This window comes from Pseudomonas sp. Q1-7 (assembly GCF_028010285.1).
Classification (GTDB): Bacteria; Pseudomonadota; Gammaproteobacteria; order Pseudomonadales; family Pseudomonadaceae; genus Metapseudomonas.
Genome location: NZ_CP116304.1, coordinates 1422885 through 1448113, shown reverse-complemented (window position 1 = coordinate 1448113; position 25229 = coordinate 1422885). Strand labels below are relative to the sequence as shown.

Here is a 25229-nt window from a genome sequence, read left to right as displayed (position 1 = left end):
ACGGGGCTCGGGACTCGCGTCCTTCGCCCCCAGATCATGGAGTTGCGCGTGGTGGAGTCAGCGGCCGGCGCGGCGCAGGGCGGCGGGGCTGAAGTCCTTGAGTTTGGCGGTGATGCCGAAGCTGGTGGTCTTCTCCTCGTTCTCCAGACCGTAGGCGATATAGCGGCGGGCCTGCAGGTCGTAGACGAGGTCGCTGATGTGGATGGCCGAGAGCACGTCGTAGCGCTGCAGGATGTGCGCCTCCTGCAGGCGCCACAGTTCGCCTCGACCGTCGTAGAGGTCGACGGCGAGGATGCCCCAGCTGTCCTCGTCGAGGTAGAAGGTGCGCTTGGCGTAGATGTGCCGCGCCCCCGGCTTCAGCGTGGCCTCCACCACCCAGACGCGGTGCGGCTCGTAGCGCACCAGATCCTGGTTGAGGTGGTTGGCCTGGAGGATGTCGGCGTACTTGAGGCTGCGGTCGGCCAGCTTGTAGGTGTTGTACGGCACCAGCATTTCCTTCTTGCCGACCAGCTTCCAGTCGTAACGGTCGGTGGCGCCGTTGTACATGTCCGCCGAGTCGTTGGTACGCAGGCCGTCGGACGTGAGCACCGGCGAGTCGTAGGACACTTCGGGCGCTCGCAGCACGCGGCGCTGGCCGGGGTTATAGGTCCAGGCCAGACGGGCCTCGGTGGTCTGGTCGATGGGCTCGTGGACCAGGGTCTGCTGGCCGGCGACGGACTCCGGCGAGGTGACCTTGCCGAGGTAGTAGAACAGGCGGTTCGGCTCGGGGTTGCCCATGGCCGAGGCCATCACTACCTTCACCTCGCGGCGTACCGGGGTGAAGCTGCCGCTGGCCTGCACCACCATCTCGGTGGGGTAGTACTGATAGCCGCCGGCGCGGTAGCGCACCAGGTGGTTGTAGATGGCCTCGACGCCCGACTGGGGAATCGGGAAGGGCACGCTGGTCTTGTCGTAGTTGAGCATGCCGTTGCCGCTGGCGGCCAGCTCGACCCGGGTGGCCTCCTTGGCGATCTGCGCGTACTCGGCCGCGGGCAGCGCGGCGGTGCGATGGCTCGGGTAGACGTCCATCCTGTAGCTGGGGTACTTCTCCAGCATGGCCTTGTGTCCGACGGTCAGCTGGTCGGCGTACTGCGCCAGGTTGGCCTGGGTGACGCTGTACAGCGGCTGTTCGGCGGCGAAGGGGTCGCTGTAGCCCCGGGCCGAGTCGAAGCCGGCCGGTGGAGTGGTCAGGCCTCCGCTCCAGGCCGGGATGGTGCCGCTGGCGTTGCCGGCCATCTCGGCGCCGGTGGGGGTCAGATCCTGGCCCAGACGGGCCGCTTCGCTGGCGTCCAGTTTGGCCAGGGCGCTGCCGCTGGCCAGGCTGAGCAGGCCGCCGAACAGGGCGGCGGGGATCAGGTTCGGGTGCATGTCGTACCTCATGATCAGAAGCCCATGCGCAGGCTGAGGGCGATGAAATCTCTGTCGGTCTGGGCGAACGGCGTGTTGCCGCTGCCGGACCAGGACAGCTCGGCGGAGTAGTCCTGCAGGTAATCGGCCTTGACGCCGAGCGAGCCGAGCAGGCGGTCCTCGACGAAGTTGCCGTCATGGGACCAGCCCTGGACGTCCTGGCCGAAGGCGAGGAAGGGCGAGATGTTCACGCCGGCGAGCAGGCCCGGGTAGTTCAACTGGGCGCGCAAGCGGTAGCCCCAGGAGAAGCGGGTGGCATAGCCGTCGTCGGAGCAGGCGTACTTCCGGTACTGCGGCTGAACGCCTAGGGTGCAGCCTGCGGTGCTGCCGTGGGCCAGGTCGGATCCATAGACGTCGCCCTTGACGTAGCGACGCTCGTCCAGGCCCGGCAGGTCGTGCACGTACTTCATGCCGATCTCGCCGAGCAGATTCAGGCTGTCGGCACCGATAACCTGTGGAATCGACTTGATGAAGCCGAAGGACAGCTGGGAGATCTCGCGGCGGTCGTAGCCGTTGTACACCGAGCCCGGCGCAGCGTTGATGGCGTCCTGGCCAAGGGTCAATGGTTTCCCGATGGCCATGGCAGTCGCGACCGGGTTGCCAGCGAAGGCCGGGATCAGGTCTCCAGTGGCCAACTGCACCGGCTGGTTGGGCCGGTAGCTGTACTCGCCGAACACTGAGGAGCCCCACAGGTTGGTGGAGAAGCTGAGGCCGAAGATGCGGATATCCTCGGGGAAGTCGGCGAAGTAGCGTGCGTTGTTGGCGTCGTTGTTGCCGACCACCGGGTTGCGCCAGCCAGAGCCGGCGGGGCCGTACAGGTCGGTGATGACGCTGGCGTTAGGGGTGCGCGAGTGGATGTTCATCGCGTAGGCACCGAACTCGGTGCCGATGCTGTCGGCGAAGTAGCGGAAGGCGATGCCGTACTGGCCGCCGTCGGACGGATCGTTGTCCTTGGCGCGGCGAATGTACAGGTCGCCCGCATAGGTGGCCGGGTCGTCGGTGCCGGCACGCGGCACCCCGAAGCAGGCTGCCTCGCCGCCGGCGATGTAGTCGTTAGCGGAAAAGTAGGTGCCGCAGCCTTCCAGCACGGACTTGCGCCATTGCAGCTGGTAGAAGGCCTCCAGGCTCAGGGCGTCGGTGATGCCGAAGTTGACGTAGGCCAGCGGTACCGGCAGCAGGGCTTCCTTGAGCTGGGAGCCGGGACGCCGCAGGGCGGCCACGTCGATCGGGTTGATCGAGTTGATGCCGTTCTGGAAGAACAAGCCCTCGCCCCAGTTGACCACCTGGTTGCCGACGCGCGCGTGCAGCGGGTGCTCGGCGATGTCGAAGTCGCCGTAGACGTAGGCATCGAGCAGGGCCAGGCCCTGGAACTTGGCCAGCTCGTCGAAGTGGCTGTCGTCGAGCTTGCTGTTGGCCTGGTAGCCGTTGGCCGAGTGACCGAAGTCGACTTCCTCGTTGTTCAGGGTGTAGTCGTACCAGGCCTTGCCGCGGACGAAGGCACCGTAGTTGCGCCAGTTCAGCTCCATCTCGGCGAGGGCGGTGATGGGCGAAGAGACCACTCGCTGCTTCTTGTGGAAGTTCAGCCGGCCATCGTCGCCGTTGCGTCCGCCGGCTGGGTTGAAGTTACCGGACAGGCCGATGGCGTCGGCGTTGCCCTGGTAGATGAAGTCTCGGCGCGGCTCTTCGGCGCCCCACAGCGCGCCGGCGCTGATGCTGCCGTTGTAGCGGCCACTGAGTTCACCCCATGCGAAGTCGTTGGCCTGGCTCGCCGTGCTGATGCCGAGGCTCAGCAGGAAAAGGGGGATCCACGCGCGGCTGAGGTTTGGGTAGTGCATCGTTGTCCCTCTTGCTCTTGTTGTTGGGGGGATGGGCGCGAGCGAAGCCGGCCCCGCCGGCGAGCGGCGGGGTTGGGCCAGGCAGGCATTTAGCGGGGTGTGGCCTGCAGCACGGCGGCCACCAGGTTGTCGAACGCGGCCTGCGACTCCAGGGGCGGCTGCTTTGGCGCCTGGGCGCCTTGCGCAGCGTGGGTGGCGCGGGGGCGCATATCGGCGCCCGAGGCCAGCTTGACGATCACGATCTCGCGCTCCGGGTTGATGTAGATCCGCTGCCCGAAGCGGCCGATAGCCTCGACGGAGCCGTCGCCATCGGCCCTCTGGTACCAGTAGTTGCGATAGGCGTAGGCCGCGCGTTCCGGGTTGGCCCGCGCGACCAGCTCCCGGTTGTCGGCGTTGCGCAGGCTGCGCTGGACGGCCTGGACGAAGGAGTCGTCGGCCTGCGGGCTGGCCAGCGCCCGGCGCACGGTCTCGGCGAAGCGGGCAGCATCGCCAAGGCTGCTGTTCAGGCCGCCACTGGCCATGTCCGTGCCCTGCGGGTCGATCAGGCTGTAGGCGTCGTCGAGCGCGAAGCGCGACCAGATGCGCTCCGCGACCAGCTGGCTCCAGGACTGCCCGGTCACCCTGCTGATGGCCCAGGCGACGGCCTCGGGCGAGCCGTTCTGGTAATACCAGAGCGGTTGTCCGGCAAGCTCGGGGCTGCCGCTGGCGACCCCGAGGAAGTCGTAGATGCTGGCCGGCATCGTCTCCTGGCGCGGCAGCAGGCCGACCGCGGCGAACAACCCCACATCGGGGGGAATGTTCGCCGGGTAGCTCACGGCCACTTCCATATCGAGGTTCTGCTGCAGCGTCGCCTCGCCGAAGGGCGTGTTCGCCAGCTCCGGCACGTAGCGCGCGAGCCTGGCGTCGGGGGCCAACTGGCCCTCGGCGATCAGCTGCGCGGCGAGCAGCCCTGTCACCGACTTGCTCATCGAGGCCCAGATATGAGGTTGACGCGCGGCGAAGCCGCCCAGGTATCGCTCGTACAGCACGACGCCCTTGTGCAGGACGATAAATCCGTCCGTTGCGCTGCCTACCAGGTAGTCGGTCAGCCTCATGCGCTCGTCACCGACCTTGAACGCCAACTCATCGAAGTCAGGTGGCGTCTGTGTCCGGCTCAGCGCCAGTGGGGCGTTGCTCCGCCGTATGTCGCGCGAGGGCACGAGTTCGCGCACGTGGCTGGCAGCCCAGCGCAGGTAGGGCGGCTGAAAGGCGTTGGCACGGGTGACTCGCATCCGCTCGCTTGGCGGGAAGCCCTCCATGAGGGCAGGGCGCGCAACATCGGCGTGGGCGGCCTGCCAGCCGGGGGGAAGCAGGAGCAGGACGGGGAGCAGCAGGGGGCCGTACAGACGCGAAGAAAGGGGCATGGCTAACTCTCTTGTTATGGGGGCCGGCAGTCGTGGGTGCCGGTTTTCCTTCGCAACCCTGCGCAGTCTGCGAGGGTGCTTGTTCTGCTCAATGCGCCATGGCGAATCCGCCCTTAGCCAGCGGGAACGCCCTGTGGGGTGTAGCGCCGACCGGAGTGGCGACAGCCGCCGGCCGGCGTTAGTGCAAGGGCTTCAACCCGTGCTTTGGGTCGGAAGATCGAACTCGAGGACCGGCTGCAGCCCGTCGATAGCCTCGGCCGGCCGTGCCGGGTCCCAGGCGAACAGACGCACGCGCATACCTTGCGGGGTGACGTCGAGCAGGCTGAAACCGTTGTGTTCGAGCGGTTTGAGCAGCTCCTCGATGTTCAGGTGACTGGGGCATGACGGAATTAGCCCGCGCCCGGAGGAGGGCCAGCCGGGGCCGGCGGTGGCCAGGGTGCCGGTCAGCACCGAGTACACCGGGTTGGTCGACAGATCCAGATCGCCGCTTCTCTCGATGCGCGCACAGCCACTGGCATGCAGGTCGCCGGACAGCATCAGGGCGGTGCGCGGCTGGGCGCTGAGGGCCTCGAGCAGGCGCTGGTGCTGCGCCCACCAGCCCTCCTGCCAGAAGTACTTGCGGTAGCGCGTGGTCAGCTCCAGGTCGTCGCCCTCGGTGGCCAGGAAGCGCACCTGCTGCACGCTGCCTTCCGCTTGCGTGGAGCCACGGCTGGCGACGATGTCCGGGTACCACTCGCGCCACTTGCCGGCTGACCAGCCCATGGGATGCGAGGGCAGGTGCGCCAGGTGGCGGGTATCGAGCGCCGCGGTGCGCGACAGCAGCCAGGCTTCGGCCTCCTCGGGAACCAGCCGCGCATGCTCGCCCTTGAGGTCGAGGAAGCGCGCACAGCCGTACATCAGCCCCTCGAACAGGGTGCCGTAGCGCAGGGTGCCGAAGCACTCGGAGATGCCGGGGTCGCGATCGGCGGCCAGGCTACCCGGGAGGAACTCGGGGCGCGAGGCATCGGGCAGGTATTCCGGCAGGTAGAGGTGCTGCATGCTGCGCCCGGCATCGAGCATGAAGTGGTCGGGCGGGAAGGTCACGAAACGCTCGTCGGCGTCGTCGTTCTCGAAATAGTCGTGATCGTCGTCGATGAAGTAGCTCGGCGTGGAGCGCAGACGCACGCCGTAGAGGTCGGCGATCTGCACGTCGCAGACTTGGGTGAGGATGGGCTCGTTGACGCTGCCGAGGGCCGGTTGATCCCGCTGCAGCAGGCCAAAGTGGCCGTAGAAGGCCTTGGCGCCCTCGCGCACCTTGGGGTTGAAGCTCTCCAGCCAGGCCTTCTGATCCCAGTAGATGTGATCGCCGTTGGCGATCACCACGTCGGGTTGGAACGACAGTCCGTGCTCGAGCAGACGGATACGCTCGGGCATGCCGAGGAAGGCCTTGGCGCCGTCCGGTGAGGGCATGGCCGGGTGGCCGCCGGCACAGGTGTAGAGCAGCACTCGCAGCGCTTCGGGCCGGGCCTGTGGGGCCGGGAAGGTGCGCAGGGGCCACGCATCGCACAGGGGCGCGCCCTTGCCGTCCAGCAGTTGCAGTTCGTAGGCGTGGTCGGCGCGGCAGCCGGACACGTCGAAGCGCCAGAAGCGGCCCAGACTGTCGGAACGCTGCCCGAGCACCAGGCGGTCGTCGACCCGGAGCTGCGGCACCGAGCGCAGCGGCTGGCGGAAGGAGCACTTGATGCGGATGCGCTCATGGTTGACCGAGGGCAGCAGGTGAGCCAGGTCGCCGGCATGCCAGGCGCCCGCCTGGGCGGTGTGGCTCATGCCGGCGCAGAGCAGGCTGGCACCTCCGATGGAGGCGCCGAGTTTCAGAAACTTGCGGCGGTTAAGGCTCATTGGAACTCCGTCTGGGAGACGTTGTAGCGGTCGGCTGCCGGCTCTCGGAGGGGCAGTACGGCCACGCTTGTTGTAGTGCGGGGCAGTCTGTGAGAACGTCCCCCATAAGCACAATGAGCCATATGTAATGAAGGCATAACCGATAGGAATGCCATGGAAACGCGCGATCTGGAGTACGTTCTACTGGTCTGGAAGCTGGCCTCCATCGGCAAGGCCGCCGATGCGCTGGGCATGACGCAACCGGCCCTTACCAAAGCCGTCCGCCGCGTCGAGGATCAGCTTGGCGTGCCCCTGTTCGAGCGCGGGGCGTTGGGCGTGCGGCCGACGGCGGCGGGCGAGCTGTTTTTGATCAGGGCGCAGCGTCTGCAGCGCGACTACGACGATGCCCTGAGCGAGATGCGCAGCATCGGCAAAGGCGAACAGGGGATGATCAGCGTCGGCTACTCGCCATCCTTCTCCGACAAGCTCCTGGTGGCCGCCTGCCGCCGTCTGATGCGCGAGCGGCCTGCCGCCAAACTGCGCATCCGCTGCCGGCTGGCCCAGGAGCTGCTGGATCTATTGCGTGCGGGAGAGCTGGACATCGCCCTGGTGCCCGCCCCCGCGGAGGACCACGAGTTGCATGTGGACACCCTGTTCCACGACCAACTGATCATCGTCGCCGACGCGGCGCACCCGCTGGTCGGGAAGGAGGGCGTCCGGCTCGCGGAGCTACAAGGCGAGGAGTGGCTACTGCCCGAGGCCAGCCTGCCGGTCAGGCACATGATCGAGCAGGCATTCGTCTCGCGCGGACTAGCCCGGCCGCGGCTCAAGATCGAGGCGGACTTCAGCAGCCCGGTGCTGTATCAGCTGATTCACGGCAGCCAGTTGCTGACGCTGTCGAAATACGGACAGATGTTCCTGTCCACGGGGCTGGCCCAGGTAAAGCTGCAGGAGGGGGAACTCGATCTGGACCGACGCCTGGGAATCATCACTCGGGTGCAGGGTTATCTCTCGCCGGTATGTCTACGGATGATCGAACTGCTCAAGGAAGAGGTGAGGCGGAAGGAGCTCATCGAGTGGTTGTAGTCCGCTTTACCTCGAAGCCCGAGACTTCGCTGCCAAGCTAGCGGATGTTGATAGCTGCGCATGGACCGCGTGCTGTCGGCCATGCGCGCATCGGCCAGCCAGCTCTTCAGCATGTCACCAAACGATTTGGCGGCTGTCAGACGCCGCTTGGCTCGCTGTTTTTCTAGGGAAGGGGATATGCCCTGGGCGACCATTCGCTTGGCATCCAGAAGCTTCTCGCGAGCCATGGCCAGCGAAATTCCCGCTGGCCCATACCGCCCTATGGTCAGCGTTTCGCGTCGGCCATTGAGACGGTAATCGCAGCGAAAGGTGACGGTACCGCCGGGTGATACCGTCACGTACATCCCATCGTGGTCGGAAGCCTTGTAGGGCTTGGCCTTGGGCTTGAGATTGCGCAGTGCGGTGTCGGTAAGCATCGAGGTTTTTACTCCTGTTCATGACGGCTTTTACCGTCAAGGGTCAGGAAACCTGTTGATGCCGGGAAAGCCGCACGGGGCAAGCTTTCCCAACGAGCGATTTACCGTCAAAGACCGGTTTTGACCGGATAGTAAACAGAACGGCCTCAATCCGACCGCTGTTTACTACCGTCACCGCTACCGCCAATCAGTTCTGCTAATCGGCGATAGGCCTCGATAACCATTGCAACGAATTTTCTTTTAAATCAACACGTTGAAATTGGCTATCGATACATCTCAATGAGTCCAGAAGGACCCGACATCACTCCCACTCGATGGTCGCCGGCGGTTTGCTCGACACGTCGTAGGTGACGCGGGAGATGCCTTCGATCTCGTTGATGATGCGGTTGGAAACGGTCTCCAGCAGCTCGTAGGGCAGATGCGCCCAGCGCGCGGTCATGAAGTCGATGGTTTCCACCGCGCGCAGCGCGACAACCCAGGCGTAACGGCGGCCGTCACCGACCACGCCAACGGATTTCACCGGCTGGAACACCACGAAGGCCTGGCTGGTCTTGTGGTACCAGTCGGCCTTGTGCAGCTCTTCGATGAAGATGTGGTCGGCACGGCGCAGCAGGTCAGCGTATTCCTTCTTCACCTCGCCGAGGATGCGCACGCCCAGGCCCGGACCGGGGAACGGGTGGCGGTAGACCATGCTGTAAGGCAGCCCCAGTTCCAGGCCGATCTTGCGCACTTCGTCCTTGAACAGTTCGCGCAGCGGCTCCACCAGTTCGAACTGCATGTCTTCCGGCAGACCGCCGACGTTGTGGTGGGACTTGATCACATGGGCCTTGCCGGTCTTGGCGCCGGCCGACTCGATCACGTCGGGGTAGATGGTGCCCTGGGCGAGGAACTTGATGCCCTGCAGCTTGGTGGCTTCCTCGTCGAACACCTCGATGAAGGTGCGACCGATGATCTTGCGCTTCTCTTCCGGGTCGGCAACGCCGGCCAGACGGGAAAGGAACTTGTCCTCGGCGTCGGCGCGGATCACCTTGACGCCCATGTTCTCGGCGAACATGGCCATCACGTGGTCGCCCTCGTGCAGGCGCAGCAGGCCGTTGTCGACGAAGACGCAGGTCAGTTGGTCGCCGATGGCCTTGTGCAGCAGGGCCGCGACCACCGAGGAGTCCACGCCGCCGGACAGGCCCAGCAGCACCTTGGAGGAGCCCACCTGGGCACGCACGGTGGCGATGGCGTCTTCGACGATGTTGGACGGCGTCCAGAGCGCGGCGCAGCCGCAGATGTCCAGGACGAAGCGCGACAGGATGCGCAGGCCCTGCTTGGTGTGGGTCACTTCCGGGTGGAACTGCACGCCGTAATAGGCGCGGTGATCGTCGGCCATGGCGGCGATCGGGCAGCTCGGGGTGCTGGCCAGGATGTGGAAGCCGGCCGGCATGTCGGTGACCTTGTCGCCGTGGCTCATCCACACGTCGAGACCGAGGACGCCGTCATCGTCGATATGGTCTTCGATGCCGTCCAGCAGGCGGGCCTTGCCCACCACGTCGACACGGGCGTAGCCGAATTCGCGCAGGTCGGAGCCCTGCACCTTGCCACCCAGTTGCTCGGCCATGGTCTGCATGCCGTAGCAGATGCCGAACAGCGGTACGTTGAGATCGAATACCGCCTGCGGCGCGCGCGGGCTGTCGGCTTCGTGCACTGACTCCGGGCCACCGGCGAGGATGACGCCGCGCGGGGCGAAGGCAAGGATCGCCTCATTGCTCATGTCGAACGGGTGGATCTCGCAGTACACACCGATCTCGCGCACGCGGCGGGCGATCAGCTGGGTGTACTGGGAGCCGAAGTCGAGGATCAGTATCCGGTGGGCGTGAATGTCTTGGGACATGGCCATCTCTCGTTACGGTATTCACAAACGACACGGGGCTGATTCGAACAGCCCCGTGACGCATCAGTTTTCAGTCAGCCTCAACCTACACGGTAGTTCGGGGCTTCCTTGGTGATCTGCACGTCGTGGACGTGGGATTCGGCCATGCCGGCGCCGGTGATGCGCACGAACTGAGGCTTGGTGCGCATCTCTTCGACGGTGGCGCAGCCGGTGTAGCCCATGGAGGCGCGCAGGCCGCCCATCAGCTGGTGGACGATGGCGGTCAGGGTGCCCTTGTAGGGAACGCGGCCTTCAATGCCTTCCGGCACCAGCTTCTCGGCGCCAGCCGAGGAGTCCTGGAAGTAGCGGTCGGAGGAACCCTGGGACTGCGCCATGGCGCCCAGCGAGCCCATGCCGCGATAAGCCTTGTAGGAACGGCCCTGGAACAGCTCGACCTCGCCCGGCGCCTCTTCGGTACCGGCGAACATGGAACCCATCATCACGCAGGAAGCGCCGGCCACGATGGCCTTGGACAGGTCGCCGGAGAAGCGGATGCCGCCGTCGGCGATCAGCGGGATGCCGGAACCGGCGAGTGCGGCGGCGACGTTGGCGATGGCGGAAATCTGCGGTACGCCGACGCCAGCGACGATACGGGTGGTGCAGATGGAGCCCGGGCCGATACCGACCTTGACCGCGTCGGCGCCCGCCTCGGCCAGGGCCTTGGCGGCCTCGCCAGTGGCGATGTTGCCGCCGATGACCTGAACGTGCGGGTAAGTGTCCTTGACCCAGCGAACGCGCTCGATCACACCCTTGGAGTGGCCGTGGGCGGTGTCCACCACCACCACGTCAACGCCGGCGGCGACCAGTGCGGCAACACGCTCACCGGTGTCGGCACCGGTGCCCACCGCCGCGCCAACGCGCAGGCGGCCCTGGTCATCCTTGGAGGCCAGCGGGTAAGTCTTGGCCTTCTCGATGTCGCGGAAGGTCACCAGGCCACGCAGGTAGAAGTTCTCGTCGACCACCAGCATCTTCTCGATGCGGTTCTCGTAGAGCTTGGCCTTCATGTCTTCCAGCGGGGTGCCCTCGCGGGCGGTGACCAGTTTGTCCTTGGGCGTCATGATCGCGGCGACGGAGTCACCGACGTTCGGACGGAAGCGCAGGTCGCGGCCCGTGACGATGCCTACCAGCTCACCTTCTTCCACGACCGGGAAGCCGGAGAAGCCATATTCGCGGGCAATCTGCAGCAGCTCGATGATCTTGGTGGAGGGGGTGACGGTCACCGGATCGCGAACGATGGCGGTTTCGTGACGCTTGACCTTGCGCACCTCGGCAGCCTGCTGCTCGATGGTCATGTTCTTGTGGATGATGCCGATGCCGCCTTCCTGAGCCATGGCGATGGCCAGGCGGGCTTCGGTCACGGTATCCATCGCGGCGGACACCAGCGGGATGTTCAGTTCGATGCCGCGGGTCAGGCGGGTCTTGAGGCTGACATCCTTCGGCAGAATCTCGGAATAACCCGGGATCAGGAGAACGTCGTCGAAGGTCAGGGCTTCTTGGCTGATGCGCAGCATGGCGGGGGCTCCCAGGCGGGAAAATTGGAAGCGCGCCATTATAACGAGGCCACGGGTTCTGCTCAACGCAGCCGATGGGCTGCATGGCAGGTTTTTCTGCGGTCCGTCAGCCGTCCGTCCGCACCTGACGCACAGCGAAGCCCAACCGCTCGCCGAAGGCATCGAGGAAGGCCTGGGTAAAAGCCGTCTCGCCCCAGCCATTGAAGATGAAGCCGAGGTTGGAAAAGCCGCAGGGTTGCAGGAAGAGGAAGCCGTTGATGTCGTCCTCGTGGCCGCACTCCGGGCAGATGAAATTGTCCGTCTGCCCCGGCCCCCACTCCTCCAGGCTCTCGAACAGCGGCTCGCCAACCTCCTGGCGGCATTCCGGGCAGCCCGCCTCGCCGAGGAAGTTGCGCGTCGGCGTATAGATGCAGCGCTTGTCCACCAGCTCCAGGCCGTTCACCGGCTGGCCGAAGGGCAGCCGCTGCGGATGCTCCACCACCTGCCGCGCGCCGGCGGCGATGGCGTAGGCCATGCGATTGCCGCGCATCCCGCAGGTGCTCGGCAGCGCTTCGACCACGCCGCGCTGGGCCATCCAGCGCAGCATGCGCCCGGCCAGCGCCTGATGGCCGGGCACGCTGGAAATCTGCGGCACGATGATCAACTGACTCGGTTCCATCTCTGGCCTCCCGCAGCGTTGCAAAGGGCGCGCAGCTTAACCGCCACTCCTTACCCGTCAACTATGGCGCATCGCGGCAAAGCCATTATCATTTCCGCCCATGCTCAAAGACCCCTTCCAACGGCTTGGCCTCGACCGCGAGGTACTGACCGTCAGCCAGCTCAACCAGCGCGCCCGCCACTTGTTGGAGGACGTGTTCCCGCAGGTCTGGGTGGAGGGCGAGATTTCCAACCTCGCCCGCCCCGCATCCGGCCACCTCTATTTCACCCTCAAGGACGCCCAGGCCCAGGTGCGCTGCGCCCTGTTCCGGCAGAACGCCCAGCGCGTGCGCCAGGCCCTGCGCGATGGCCTGGCGGTGCGGGTGCGCGGCAAGGTCTCGCTGTTCGAAGGCCGTGGCGATTACCAACTGATCGCCGACACCGTCGAACCGGCCGGCGATGGCGCCCTGCGCCTGGCCTTCGAAGCGTTGAAGGAGAAGCTCGCCGCCGAAGGCCTGTTCGCCGCCGAACGCAAGCGCCCCCTGCCGCCCCATCCACGCCGCATCGGCATTGTCAGCTCGCCCACCGGCGCGGTGATCCGCGACATCATCAGCGTGTTCCGCCGCCGCGCGCCCCAGGTGGAACTGACGCTGATCCCCACCGCCGTTCAGGGCCGCGAGGCCACCGCGCAGATTGTCCGGGCCCTGGCCCTGGCCGATGACCAGGGCTTCGATGCGCTGATCCTGGCCCGTGGCGGCGGTTCCCTGGAAGACCTCTGGTGCTTCAACGAGGAGGCGGTGGCCCGCGCCGTGGCCGCCTGCCGGACACCGATCGTCAGCGCCGTGGGCCATGAGACGGACGTGTCCATCAGCGATTTCGTCGCCGACGTGCGCGCGCCGACGCCTTCGGCCGCCGCCGAGTTGCTGGCGCCGGACGCCAGCGAGCTACAGCAGCGCCTGGACAGCCTGCACCGGCGCCTGGTCCTGCGCCTGCGGGACCGCCTGATGCGCGAACGCCTGCGCCTGGACGGCCTGTTCCGACGCCTGCGCCATCCCGGCGAGCGACTGCGCCAGCAGGCCCAGCGCCTGGACGACCTGGACATGCGCCTGCGCCGTGCCTTCGAACGCCAGCAGCAGGTGCGCCACGAGCGTCTGGCGCGCCTGGACACCCGCCTTGCCGCCCAGCATCCGGGCCGTACCCTGGCGCTGCTGCGGCAGAAACTCGACAGCCTCGCCGCGCGCCTGCCCCGCGCCACCCGCGAAACCCTCAAGGACCGCCGTCAACGCCTCGACGCCCTGGCCCAGACCCTGCACGTGGTCAGCCCCCTGGCAACCCTCGGGCGCGGCTACAGCATCCTGCTCGACGAGCGCGGCAACGCCATCCGCGCCGCCAGCCAGACCCGCCCGGGCCAGCGCCTCAAGGCCCGACTGGGCGAAGGCGAACTGGAGGTCCGCGTCGAAGACAACCACCTCACCCCCGTGAACCTCTCTCTGCTGGACTGACCATGCGCCTGCTTGCCGCCCTGCTCTTCTGCCTCGCCCTCCCCGCCCAGGCGGAAGGCTTCATCACCCGTCTGCTGAACAAACCGGTGCCCGGCGGGGTGGCGGTGGTTCAGCTGGGCAACGCCGCCCAGGCGCCCACGGCACGCTACCAGGGCAAGCCGGTACTGGTGATCAAGGAAGAAGGCCGCGACTGGATCGCCATTGTCGGCATTCCCCTGGGCACCCCGTCCGGGCGACAGCGGATCGAGGTGAACGACGGCCGCACGCTGGCCTTCAGCGTTGGCCCGCGAACCTACCGCGAGCAGCACATCACGCTGGCCAACACCCGCCAGGTGAACCCGTTGCCGGAGGACCTCAAGCGCATTGACCGCGAACTGGCCGAGCAGACCCGCGCCTACCGAATTTTCAGCCCTGGCACGCCCAGCAACCTGCTGTTCGACAAGCCCGTGAATGGGCCGCTCTCCAGCCCCTTCGGCCTGCGCCGGTTCTTCAATGGCGAGGAACGCAATCCGCACTCCGGCCTGGACTTCGCCGTGGGTGCCGGCACCCCGGTCAAAGCGCCGGCAGCGGGCAAGGTGATTCTCATCGGCGACTACTTCTTCAACGGCAAAACAGTGTTCGTCGACCATGGCCAGGGCCTGATCAGCATGTTCTGTCACCTGTCGAAGGTAGACGTGAAGCTCGGCCAGCCGTTGCCCCGTGGTGGCGTGGTGGGCCGCGTCGGCGCCACCGGCCGCGCCACCGGCCCGCACATGCACTGGAACGTCAGCCTCAACGACGTGCGCGTGGACCCGGCTATCTTCATCGGCGCCTACAAGCCCTGATCCTACAACCCCGATCGATCTGCGCATTGGGATAGCGGGCGCCCATTTGCTATGGTCCGGCGCTTCCGGGGCCCGCCCCCCACCACCGGATTGATACAGGGAGCCGCCCGATGCACGCTGAAATCACCCACTGGCTGGAATGGCTGCGGCAGCACGACGAACTGCACACCATAGTCGCCACCACCCTTCTCTTCGCCCTGGCCTGGCTGTCCAACTGGATAGTCCGGCGCATTCTCCTGCGCGGCCTGTTCCACGCCGTCGGCACCATCGTCCAGGGCGGCCCGGCGCAGCTCCAGGACCACGGCCTGATCAAGCGCCTGGCCAACGTGGTGCCCGCCATGGTGCTCGCCTACGGCGTCAAGGTCGTGCCAAACCTGCCCGGCGAGCTCGTGGAAGTGGTGAGCAACGTCTGCGCCGCCTTCATCATCCTCACCGTTGCCCTCGCGCTGAGCGCCGCGCTGGACATCGTCAATACCCTCTACCAGCGCCGCGCAGACGCCCACCTGCGCCCCATCAAGGGTTATCTGCAGGTACTGAAGATCGCCGTCTTCGCCATCGCCACCATCCTGATGATCGCCAGCCTGATCGACCGGTCGCCGCTGATCCTGCTCTCGGGCCTGGGCGCCATGGCCGCGGTGCTGATGCTGATTTTCCAGGATACCCTGCTGTCGCTGGTGGCCAGTGTGCAGATCACCTCCAGCGACATCATCCGCGTCGGCGACTGGGTGGAGATGCCTCAGCTCAACGCCGACGGCGATGTGATCGACATCGCCCTGCACACGGTGAAGGTGCAAAACTGGGACAAGACCATCACCACCATTCCCACCAAGCGCTTCATCACCGACGCGTTCAAGAACTGGCGCGGCATGCAGGAATCCGGCGGCCGGCGGATCAAGCGTTGCCTCTACCTGGACCAGAACAGCGTGCGCTTCCTCAGCCAGGACGACATCGCCCGCCTGCACGGCATCCGCCTGCTGGACGGCTACCTGAAAGCCAAGCAAAGCGAGCTGCTGACCTGGAACAGCCGGCTGGAAGAAGCCTGCCGCCGGCCCGTCAACAGCCGCCAACTGACCAACCTCGGCACCTTCCGCGCCTACGTGGAGCACTACCTGCGGGAAAGCCCGGACATTCGCCAGGACATGACCCTGCTGGTGCGCCAGCTGTCCCCTGCCGCCGACGGCCTGCCGCTGGAGCTCTACTGCTTCACCAACACCACCGCCTGGGGCCGCTACGAAGCCATCCAGTCGGACATCTTCGACCACCTGCTGGCGATCCTACCGGAGTTCGGCCTGCGGGTGTTCCAGCACCCCAGCGGTGCGGACATGCGCGCATTGCGCCTGCCTGAAGAGCGGTAACGGCATTCTTGGCCTGCCTGCGGATTGCCCTTCCGAGAGCATTTCGCAGGCAAGCTGCTCCAGGCACAAAACCTCATCGCAATAAAATCAATAAACCCCACAAAGTCGCGCAATATTTTTTCCCGCAACCCGATCTCACGCTCTTTTTCACCATTTTTTTAACGATGCTTGCCATATTCCCCCGTGACGAATACGGTTAGCCCCTATGAAAACCGCACACACCCTCATCCTGCTGCGTCAACACGCCTGCCTGCGCCTGGTCAGCCCCCGACTGCGTGGCTGAACCCATCTCCGCCGCACCCGCCGATTTCCAATGCCTGGCCGCCGACCGTACGGCCCGCAGTAAAAAGGATTTGCCCCATGAGCATGCTGAAAGACCCGTCCCGCAAATACCGCGCTTTCCCGGCCATCAATCTGCCGGACCGCACCTGGCCGTCGAAGACCATCACCGAAGTGCCAATCTGGTGCAGCTCCGACCTGCGCGACGGCAACCAGTCGCTGATCGAGCCGATGGACGCGCAGAAGAAAATGCGCTTCTTCAAGACCCTCGTGCAGGTGGGCCTGAAGGAGATCGAGGTGGCCTTCCCTTCCGCCTCGGACACCGACTTCAACTTCGTTCGCGAGCTGATCGAAGGCGGCCACATTCCCGATGACGTGACCATTCAAGTGCTGACCCAGGCCCGCGAAGACCTGATCACCCGTACCTTCGAATCCCTGAAGGGCGCGAAGAAAGCCATCGTCCACGTCTACAACGCCACCGCGCCGTCCTTCCGCCGCATCGTCTTCAACCAGGACAAAGCCGGCGTCGTCGAGATTGCCGCCAATGCCGCCCGGCTGATCAAGGACCTGGCCGCCAAGCAGCCAGGAACCGACTGGACCTTCCAGTATTCGCCGGAAATCTTCAGCTCCACCGAGCTGGATTTCGCCGTGGAAGTCTGCGACGCCGTGATCGACGTCTGGCAGCCGACCCCCGCGAAGAAGATCATCCTCAACCTGCCGGCGACCGTTGAATGCGCCACGCCGAACGTGTACGCCGACCAGATCGAGTGGTTCGGCCGCCACATCAGCCGCCGCGACTCGGTGATCATCAGCCTGCACACCCACAACGACCGTGGCACCGGCGTGGCCGCCACTGAACTGGGCCTGATGGCCGGCGCCGACCGCGTGGAAGGCTGCCTGTTCGGCAACGGCGAGCGCACCGGCAACGTCGACCTGGTGACCCTGGCGCTGAACATGTACACGCAGGGCCTGCACCCGCAGCTGGACTTCTCCGACATCGACGCCGTGCGCAAGGTGGTGGAAGAGTGCAACCAGCTGCCGGTCCACCCTCGCCACCCCTACGTGGGCGATCTGGTGCACACCGCCTTCTCCGGCTCCCACCAGGATGCCATCCGCAAGGGCTTCGCCCAGCAGAAGGACGATGCCCCCTGGGAAGTGCCCTACCTGCCGATCGACCCGGCCGACATCGGCCGCAGCTACGAGGCGGTGATCCGGGTGAACAGCCAGTCCGGCAAGGGCGGCATCACCTTCCTCCTGGAGCAGGAGTACGGCATCAGCCTGCCGCGCCGCATGCAGATCGAATTCAGCCAGGTGGTGCAGAAAGAAACCGACCGCCTCGGCCTGGAAATGACCGCCGAGCAGATCCATGCGCTGCTGGACGCCGAGTACCTGCAGGCCACCACGCCCTATACCCTGAAGAGCCATCGCCTGCAGGAAGAAAACGGCACCAGTGCCGTCGACATCGAAGTCCTGGTCAACGGCGAGACCCAGCACCTGCGCGGCATGGGCAAGGGCCCGCTGGAGGCCCTGGTGGCCAGCCTGCCGGTGAAGGTGGAGATCATGGATTACTCCGAGCACGCCATCGGCGCCGGCACCAACGCCAAGGCTGCGGCCTACCTCGAACTCCGCGTCAACGGCGGCCGCGCCCTGCACGGCATCGGCATCGACGAGAACCTCACCACCGCGAGCTTCCGCGCCCTGTTCAGCGCCCTCAACCGCGCCCTGAGCCAGGCCGAGGCCGAAGCGGCCTGACGCTGATACCGCAATGAAAAACCCCGCCATCCGGCGGGGTTTTCTTTTGTGGAGGCTCGATCCCGTGGGTGGGCACCGAGCGAAGAGAGGCCCAACGCTCCGTCATTCCAGGCCGGTCACTCGTTGGGCTGCGCACGCTCAGCACCAACCCATCTACAGCGCCGTACCCTACCCCTGCTGTTGCCAGTGGCACTTGCCCCAGGCGCACATGGAGTCCAGCACGGGCTTCAGGCTCATGCCGTGCTCGGTCAGGCGGTACTCCACCCGTGGCGGCACCTCGGCATAGACGGTGCGCGAGACGATGCCGTCGCGCTCCAGTTCGCGCAGTTGCTGCGCCAGCATCTTCTCGGTGATGCCCGGCACCAGCCGCTTGAGCTCGGAAAAACGCCGCGCCTCCGGTATCAGGTGGTAGACCAGCAGGGACTTCCACTTGCCGCCGATCACCGCCAGGGTGACGTCCACCGGCGTGTTGTAGACCTTCTCACCCGCCACCAGCAGGCTGCTGGCGGGAAGGCTTTTGTGTTCGCCCATCGATAGTTCCCCGCAATGCTTGGCGTGCGGGATCGTAAGGCCTGGCCAAGGGGACTGCCAAGCAGGAAGCGGCCCGGATCATCCGGGCGCGCCCCCATACGCCGGATCAACGGCAGCTGCCAGCGTCACGCCAGACCTTGCCGCTGCCTTCCTCGCCGGTGAAAGCCGGGTCGCCGGGCTCGTTGCCCTGGGTCCACCAACGCGCCTCGTAGGTGCGCCCCTTCCAGTGCACCTTGTTGCCGCCGACGTAGGCCTGTTGGCGGTTCCATTCCAGCTCGCACGCCGAGCCCGATGGGTCCGCCGCCACCCTCACCACATGCTCGCGGGTACTGGTGAGCTGGCCGTTGTCCAGGGTCAGGCTGAAGGTATAGCGGCTGTCCTGGGCAGCCGTGGGCGCCACGAAACTCAACTGCGGTCCTTTGGCGTCGAACGCCAGCGCCGGGCTCACCTGCCAGTGGTAGCTCAGTTCCAGGCCATTGGGATCGGACGAGGCGGAAGCGTCCAGCATGACCCGTTCACCGGCCGCCACGTCGGTCTTGCCGCTGATCTCGACCTGGGGCGGCTGGACCTCGCCTGCCTGGCAGGGCCCTTCGTCACGCCAGACCTTGCCGCTGCCTTCGTCGCCGGTGAAGGACGGGTTGCCCGGCTCGTCGCCCTGGGTCCACCAGCGGGCGAAGTACTGACGCCCCTTGCGCTGCACCTTGTCGCCACCGACGTAGGCCTTCTGTGCGCTCCATTCGGGAACACAGGAGGCCCCTACCGCCGCCTTGACCAGCACGATGTGGTCCTTGCTCACCTGCTGCTTGCCGTTATCGAGGGTCAGGGTAAAGCGTACCGGCGTGTCCTGCGCCAGGCTGGGCGCGACGAACTGCAACTGCGCGCCCTCCATGTCGAACGCCACCTCGGGCGACGCCTCCCAGGCGAAGCTGAGGGCCGCACCGTTCGGATCGGAGGACGCAGAGGCATCGAGGACGACGGTCTCGCCAGCCTCCGCTTCGGTCTTGCCGGTGATTTCCGCCACCGGCGGCAGGACGGACTCGACCGGCTTGAGCAGCTCGACCTTGACCTGGTTGTCCGGCGAGAAGGCGCCGTCAGCCACCAATGTCCAGCCGTCGTAGGGATTGTCGCTGGCGTAGACCTTGTAATCCCTGATATTGCCGACCTCGCCGCTGTCCTGGCGCGGCAGGTAGCGCAACTGTGAGAAGCGGCTGTCGTTGCCGAGGTCGATCACCATTTCATGGGGGTAGCCCACCCCCTTGACCGTGGACCAGAAGGTCTTGGAGTCGCCATCGATGGCGTTGGTCGCCGCGCCCTTGGCGCCCTCCTCGGCGCTGCTGACCGAGTGGATCCGCCAACTGGCGGTATCCAACGGGCGGCTGCGGGAATCGGCCAGTTGGATTTCAGCCGCGCTGGCCGTCTCACCCCCACTCGCCTCCGACTCGGCAACCACCCGCAGGTAACGGGCCGTGACACTGTCGGTCGGCACCGCGAAACCCAGGCCTTCCAGCACCAGGTCGGCGATCTCGGCGTTCTTCGACGCCTTGACCGACAAATGCCAGCGGCCGCTCACCGGCTCGCTGACGCCCAGTGAGGTGAGCCAGCCTTCGCGCGAGCGGTAGTCGAAATTCTCGTCGTCGGGCTGGCCGTCGCGCTTGAGGTAGATCGCCAGCTTGCCGGTTTGCTCGTGGCGCGGTCCGGCGGTCACCGAGAACGCCAGGCGCTGCATGCCCTCGGGCAGATCCAGGGTGAAGTGGCGCCAGCCGTCGGTCTGCCGGGTCAGGTCGAAGCGCTCGTGGATGAGCGGCGAAACCTGTTCATCGTCGATGGGAACGACGGACGGACTGTAGGCGGAAATCTTCGCCGCGTTGTTGCGCCAGACCCGGGCCATGTTGGCCTTTTCCGCGTCGCCGATGGGGATGCCCTGGTTATCCGTCAGCTCCGGATTGGAGTAGTAGCCGAAGCTGTTGCCACACATGATGGTGGCGACACGCCCGTTGTTGAAGCCGAAGTTGTAGCCCTTGCCAGTCGGGCAATGGCTACCACCGATGTTGTGCCCGAGTTCATGGCGGAACGCCGTGACGGAGCGCAGGGCGTTCAGCGAGTAGCGCCCATTCGTATAGGCCCAACCCACGGCCGTGTCCTGGCTGCCCTTGCCCACGAAGAACGCGGTGACCAGGTCCGGGCTGTACTGGCGCATGCCTTCGGCGAACAGGTTCTTCAGGTTGCCCAGGGTGGTGGTGTCGATCACGTAATCGTCGGCGATGACCTGGGTGCCGACCAGGCGCAGGCGGACGCCTTCGATCTGCGAGTTCTTCAAGGCCTGGTTGACCGAGGCGACCTGCGCCAGGGCGTAGGCCTCGTGGTCCTCGATGTCCTTGGCCGATTGCTCGGAGAAACCGGCCAGGATGTCGATCAGCAACTCGCCCTCGGCATTGCGGTCCGCCTGCTGGTGCAGCGCGCCGCTGCGCGACTGGATCAGCCCGGACAGCTCCTCACCCGGGTCGTCGACGGCGTCGGGCCGTTCCTGGGAGTACCCGGCGTCCTCGGGAAACAGGGTGAGGAACTGCTCGCCCTGGGCATTGCCGCGAATCATGCCGTTGCGCTCCGGCATCAGGGCGACGAAGCTGCCATCCTCGCGCAGCGCCATGACGATGTCACCGGTGGCCTGACCGGTACGGCTGTCCAGTTTGCCGGTCATCACCCGGATGCCCTTGTAGCCCTCCTGTGCGACGCTGGCGAGGCTGCGGACACTGACACCGGCCTCGCGCATCAGTCGCTCGCTGCCGGGGGTCTCGAACCCACGCGCGCGGGGCGATGCAAGCGCCGCCAGGTCGATGAAATGCCCGCTCAGGGTGGTTTGCTGCGGGTTCGGTTCGGCAGTGGCGACGGGGACGTGGGCGATGGCGCTCCCGGCCTGGGGCAGCAGCACGCTGACGCCCAATGTGGCCAGCCAGAGCCGCGTACCGCGGGAGAGCTCGTGAAGCCTGAAATTCGGCATGACTAATTCCTTGGATAACAGGCACGGCCCGTCCTTGGCGTGAAGCGCAGCCAAGCGGCCCCGTGCGGGAATGAGGGAAAGAATCGGAATAGGTGTTGCCGGCGGCGCGATGGTAGGGAGCGGACGCAAGGCCTGTAAACGCAAGGCCGCTTTTTTCGGACTTGTCCCAACCCCGCGGGTCGCCGGGCTACGCGCCCGCCACGAGTGGGAAGGAAGTCGGCCCCGGATGGGGCCGACTAAGGGGATTACAGGTGCAGGTCGAAGCCGTCGGCGTCGCGCATCGCCGGGAAGCGCTCGCGGTAGCTGGCCAGGGACGCGGCGGACAGGTTGGCGACGAACACGCCATCGGCAGCCGCGGCGTCCAGCAGGCTTTCGCCCTGGAAATCCAGGACCTGGCTGTCGCCGCTGTAGGCATGGCCCTTGCCGTCCTCACCCACCCGGTTCACCGCCGCCACGTAGCAGAGGTTCTCGATGGCGCGCGCCGGCAGCAGGCGATTCCAGTGATGGCGGCGGGCTGCCGGCCAGTTGGCGGTGTAGAGCAGCAGGTCGGTGTCATGCGGGTCGCGGCTCCACACCGGGAAGCGCAGGTCGTAGCAGATCAGCGGACGCACCCGCCACCCCTTGAGTTCGAACAGCGCCTGGGTCTCGCCGGGGGTGTAGTGCTTGTGCTCACCGGCCATGCGGAACAGATGACGCTTGTCGTAGTGCAGCACCTCGCCATCCGGCCGTGCCCAGAGCAGGCGGTTGCGGTGGCTGCCGTCGGCGGCCCGGATGATCAGGCTACCGGTGATCACCGCGTCCAGCCGTTTCGCCTGTTCGCGCAGCCAGGCATGGGTCGGGCCCTGCTCGGGCTCGGCCAGGCCGGCGGAGTCCATGGAAAAACCAGTGGTGAACATCTCCGGCAGGACGATCAGGTCGGCGCCCCTGGCCTGCTCCAGCAGGGCTTCGAAATGGGCCAGGTTGGCGGCGCGGTCGTGCCAGGCCAGGGTGGTCTGCACCAGGGCCAGTCTGAGATCGGGCAAGCTGGTCAGATCGCGCATAGTTTTTCCGCCGCCTCGCGCAGCGTCTCCTCACGTTTGGCAAAGCAGAAGCGCACCAGGCGCAAGTCCCTGGGTGCCTGCTGGTAAAACACCGAGACCGGGATGGCGGCAACGCCGTGTTCGCGGGTCAGCCATTCGGACATGGCGACATCGTCCAGGTCAGGACGGATGGCGCTGTAGTCCACCAGTTGGAAATAGGTACCGGCGGCACGGCGGAAATTGAAGCGGGAACCGGCCAGCAGGTCGCAGAACAGGTCGCGCTTGGCCTGGTAGAAGGCCGGCAGCTCGGCCAGGTGTTCCGGATGGCCGGCCATGAAGTCGGCCAACGCCCACTGCAGCGGGGTGACGCCGCAGAAGTTCACGTACTGGTGGACCTTGCGCAACTCGGCGGAAAGGGCCGGCGGCGCCACCACGTAGCCGGTCTTCCAGCCAGTGACGTGGTAGGTCTTGCCGAAGGAACTGACGACGAAGGCGCGGGCGTAAAGTTCGTCGTGGGCCAGCACGCTGACATGGCCAACCCCATCGAACACCAGATGTTCATAGACCTCGTCCGACACCAGGTAGATATCGCGGCCACGGATCAATTCCGCCAACTGGTCCAGCTCGGCGCGGGAGATCAACGCGCCACTGGGGTTGTGCGGGCTGTTGAGGATGATCATGCGGGTGCGCGGGCTGAGGGCATCCTTCATCCGCTGCCAATCGATGGAGAAGTCCGGCTGCGCCAGGGGTACATGCACGCAGCGACCGCCGGCCAGCTCCACCGAAGGTTCGTAGCTGTCGTAGCAGGGGTCGAGAACGATGACTTCGTCGCCGGCACGCACCACGGCCTGGATGGCACAGAAGATCGCTTCCGTGGCACCGGGCGTGATGGTGACCTCGTTATCGGCGCTGACCTGGCGGCTGTAGAAAGCCGCGACCTTCGCCGCCACCTGCTCGCGCAGGGCCGGCAGGCCGGTCATGGGCGCGTACTGGTTGTGCCCGGCGGCGATATGCCGGCCAACCGCATCGCAGAGGGCGGCGGGCGCGGAAAAGTCCGGGAAGCCCTGGGACAGGTTGATGGCGCCGACTTCGGCGGCGAGCTGGGACATGCGCGTGAAGATGGTGGTGCCGACGTTGGGCAGCTTGCTGGTGATCATTGCAATCCGGCTGTTGGCGACTGGGAAAAGGCCCATAGCTTAACGCACGTTGCAGACCTTCCGTAGCTTGGCGCCAAGCGCAGCGAGGCCCACCGACGTGATTCCCGCCGGAGTTCCGTTGGGCTTCGTGCCTCGGTCCGATCTAGGTCAGCGATACGCCCGGGGCATGAAAAAGGGCGCCCGTGGGCGCCCTCTTCCAGTGCGGCGAAAAATATCAGCGCTTCTTGTCGCGGCGCTTCTTCTCGGCCTTCTTGTGGTGCGACATGAGCCGGCGCTTCTTGTTCACCTGGCGCTCGGTGAGGACATTCTTCTTGCCCTCGTAGGGGTTTTCGCCGCCCTTGTACTCGATGCGGATCGGCGTGCCGACCAGCTTGAGCACGCGCCGGTAGGTGTTCTCCAGATAGCGCGAGTAGGACTTGGGCACCGACTCCACCTGATTGCCGTGGATCACGATCAGTGGCGGGTTGGCGCCACCGAGGTGGGCATAGCGCAGCTTGATGCGGCGGCCGTTGACCAGCGGCGGCTGGTGCTCCTGTACCGCGTCTTCGAGGATCTGGGTCAGGCGGCTGGTCGGCCAGCGGGTGATCGCGGAGCGGAAGGACTCCTGCACGGACTTGTACAGGTGGCCGACGCCAGTGCCATGCAGCGCGGAAATAAAGTGGATATCGGCGAAGTCGACGAAGAACAGCCGGCGCTCCAGTTCGGTCTTCACATAATCGCGCTCGGACGGCTCCATGCCGTCCCACTTGTTCAGGGCGATGACCAGGGCGCGGCCGGTTTCCAGTACGAAGCCGAGCAGATTGAGGTCGTGCTCGACCACGCCTTCACGGGCGTCCATCACGAAGATGACCACGTTGGCGTCCTGGATGGCCTGCAGGGTCTTCACCACCGAGAACTTTTCCACTGCCTCGAAGATCTTGCCGCGGCGGCGCACGCCGGCGGTGTCGATCAGGGTGTACTTCTCTTCGTTGCGCTCGAAGGGGATGTAGATGCTATCGCGGGTGGTACCGGCCTGATCGTAGACGATCACCCGCTCTTCCCCGAGCATGCGGTTCACCAGGGTCGACTTGCCGACGTTGGGACGACCGATGATGGCGATCTTGATACCGTCCTTCTCGCTCGGACCGGGAATGCGCTTGGCTTCTTCACCTTCGGCAACTTCCTCGGCTTCGGCGGCCTCCACTTCATCGGCGCCGTCATCGCGAGGGAATTCCCCCAGGGCGGCCTGCAGCATCTGGCCGATACCACGGCCGTGGGCGGCGGCGATCGGCAGGGCATCACCCAGGCCCAGCGGGCTGAATTCGGCGCGGGCGATGTCCGGATCGACGGTATCGACCTTGTTGGCCACCAGGAAACTGCGCTTGTTCCGCTTGCGCAGGTGCTCGGCGATCATCTGGTCGCCAGCGGTCATCCCGGCACGGGAATCGACCATGAACAGCACCGCATCGGCTTCCTCGATGGCCTGCAGGGATTGCTCGGCCATCTTTGCATCGATGCCTTCCTCATCACCGGAGATACCTCCGGTATCGATGACGATATAGGTGCGACCCTGCCACTTCGCCTCGCCGTACTGGCGGTCACGGGTCAGACCGGCGTATTCCGCGACAATCGCGTTGCGGGTCTTGGTCAGGCGGTTGAACAGGGTGGACTTGCCGACGTTGGGCCGACCCACCAGGGCAATTACGGGAACCATGAGGCTCTCCA

At 65.9% G+C, this 25229-nt stretch carries 17 protein-coding genes and 1 pseudogene; 5 read left to right on the top strand and 13 right to left on the bottom strand.

Features of this window, described 5'->3' with window-relative positions:
- Window positions 1–57: 57 nt before the first annotated feature.
- From PJW05_RS06745 to PJW05_RS06730, 4 genes are all read right to left on the bottom strand, one after another.
- Window positions 58–1407: a DUF1329 domain-containing protein gene (locus PJW05_RS06745; protein ID WP_271410947.1), complete on the bottom strand. Its 1350-nt coding sequence runs from the start codon at window positions 1405–1407 to the stop codon at window positions 58–60.
- Window positions 1408–1421: 14 nt separating this feature from the next.
- Entirely contained in the window at window positions 1422–3281 is a 1860-nt protein-coding gene (locus PJW05_RS06740) for a DUF1302 domain-containing protein (RefSeq protein WP_271410946.1), read from the bottom strand.
- Window positions 3282–3370: 89 nt separating this feature from the next.
- Complete coding sequence (locus PJW05_RS06735; protein ID WP_271410945.1) at window positions 3371–4684, bottom strand: serine hydrolase domain-containing protein; 1314 nt, start codon at window positions 4682–4684, stop codon at window positions 3371–3373.
- Window positions 4685–4876: 192 nt separating this feature from the next.
- Window positions 4877–6562 (bottom strand): hypothetical protein, encoded by a 1686-nt coding sequence (locus PJW05_RS06730; protein WP_271410944.1) that lies wholly within the window; start codon window positions 6560–6562, stop codon window positions 4877–4879.
- Window positions 6563–6715: 153 nt separating this feature from the next.
- Here PJW05_RS06730 and PJW05_RS06725 point away from each other — a divergent pair, with 153 nt between their 5' ends.
- Window positions 6716–7627, top strand: a complete 912-nt coding sequence (locus PJW05_RS06725; RefSeq protein WP_271410943.1) for a LysR family transcriptional regulator — start codon at window positions 6716–6718, stop codon at window positions 7625–7627.
- Window positions 7628–7683: 56 nt separating this feature from the next.
- Here PJW05_RS06725 and PJW05_RS06720 read toward each other — a convergent pair.
- The 4 genes and pseudogenes from PJW05_RS06720 to PJW05_RS06705 form a co-directional block, all read right to left on the bottom strand.
- Window positions 7684–8043 (bottom strand): annotated as a pseudogene (locus tag PJW05_RS06720) (Arm DNA-binding domain-containing protein); the annotation flags it as partial.
- 301 nt (window positions 8044–8344) lie between these two features.
- Window positions 8345–9922 (bottom strand): glutamine-hydrolyzing GMP synthase, encoded by a 1578-nt coding sequence (guaA, locus tag PJW05_RS06715; protein ID WP_271410941.1) that lies wholly within the window; start codon window positions 9920–9922, stop codon window positions 8345–8347.
- 80 nt (window positions 9923–10002) lie between these two features.
- Window positions 10003–11472 carry an IMP dehydrogenase gene (guaB, locus tag PJW05_RS06710; RefSeq protein WP_271410940.1) on the bottom strand — a complete coding sequence of 490 codons (1470 nt, stop codon included), beginning with the start codon at window positions 11470–11472 and terminating at the stop codon, window positions 10003–10005.
- 106 nt (window positions 11473–11578) lie between these two features.
- Window positions 11579–12130 carry a sugar ABC transporter ATPase gene (locus PJW05_RS06705; RefSeq protein ID WP_271410939.1) on the bottom strand — a complete coding sequence of 184 codons (552 nt, stop codon included), beginning with the start codon at window positions 12128–12130 and terminating at the stop codon, window positions 11579–11581.
- 100 nt (window positions 12131–12230) lie between these two features.
- On the opposite strand from PJW05_RS06705, the gene xseA reads away from it, so the two are divergent.
- The 4 genes from xseA to leuA all read left to right on the top strand — a co-directional run bounded on the left by xseA (window position 12231) and on the right by leuA (window position 17820).
- Window positions 12231–13610 carry an exodeoxyribonuclease VII large subunit gene (xseA, locus tag PJW05_RS06700; protein ID WP_271410938.1) on the top strand — a complete coding sequence of 460 codons (1380 nt, stop codon included), beginning with the start codon at window positions 12231–12233 and terminating at the stop codon, window positions 13608–13610.
- A 2-nt stretch (window positions 13611–13612) separates the two neighbouring features.
- The gene (locus PJW05_RS06695) at window positions 13613–14434 is read left to right on the top strand and encodes a peptidoglycan DD-metalloendopeptidase family protein (protein WP_271410937.1); all 822 of its coding nucleotides are present in this window, start codon (window positions 13613–13615) and stop codon (window positions 14432–14434) included.
- Between the two features lie 110 nt (window positions 14435–14544).
- A complete protein-coding gene (locus PJW05_RS06690) occupies window positions 14545–15789 on the top strand; it encodes a mechanosensitive ion channel family protein (RefSeq protein WP_271410936.1) in 1245 nt (414 codons plus the stop codon).
- Window positions 15790–16149: 360 nt separating this feature from the next.
- Window positions 16150–17820 carry a 2-isopropylmalate synthase gene (gene leuA / locus PJW05_RS06685; RefSeq protein WP_271410935.1) on the top strand — a complete coding sequence of 557 codons (1671 nt, stop codon included), beginning with the start codon at window positions 16150–16152 and terminating at the stop codon, window positions 17818–17820.
- A gap of 168 nt (window positions 17821–17988) precedes the next feature.
- On the opposite strand, the gene PJW05_RS06680 is transcribed toward leuA, so the two are convergent.
- The 5 genes from PJW05_RS06680 to der form a co-directional block, all read right to left on the bottom strand.
- On the bottom strand, window positions 17989–18351 hold the full coding sequence (locus tag PJW05_RS06680) for a winged helix-turn-helix transcriptional regulator (RefSeq protein WP_271410934.1): 363 nt from the start codon (window positions 18349–18351) through the stop codon (window positions 17989–17991).
- A 106-nt stretch (window positions 18352–18457) separates the two neighbouring features.
- Entirely contained in the window at window positions 18458–21349 is a 2892-nt protein-coding gene (locus PJW05_RS06675; protein ID WP_271410933.1) for a discoidin domain-containing protein, read from the bottom strand.
- 245 nt (window positions 21350–21594) lie between these two features.
- Window positions 21595–22389 (bottom strand): amidohydrolase, encoded by a 795-nt coding sequence (locus PJW05_RS06670; protein ID WP_271410932.1) that lies wholly within the window; start codon window positions 22387–22389, stop codon window positions 21595–21597.
- A complete protein-coding gene (locus tag PJW05_RS06665) occupies window positions 22377–23525 on the bottom strand; it encodes a pyridoxal phosphate-dependent aminotransferase (RefSeq protein ID WP_271410931.1) in 1149 nt (382 codons plus the stop codon). Before PJW05_RS06665 ends, PJW05_RS06670 begins: the two co-directional genes overlap by 13 nt.
- Window positions 23526–23739: 214 nt before the next feature.
- Entirely contained in the window at window positions 23740–25218 is a 1479-nt protein-coding gene (gene der / locus PJW05_RS06660; RefSeq protein ID WP_271410930.1) for a ribosome biogenesis GTPase Der, read from the bottom strand.
- Window positions 25219–25229: the final 11 nt, after the last annotated feature.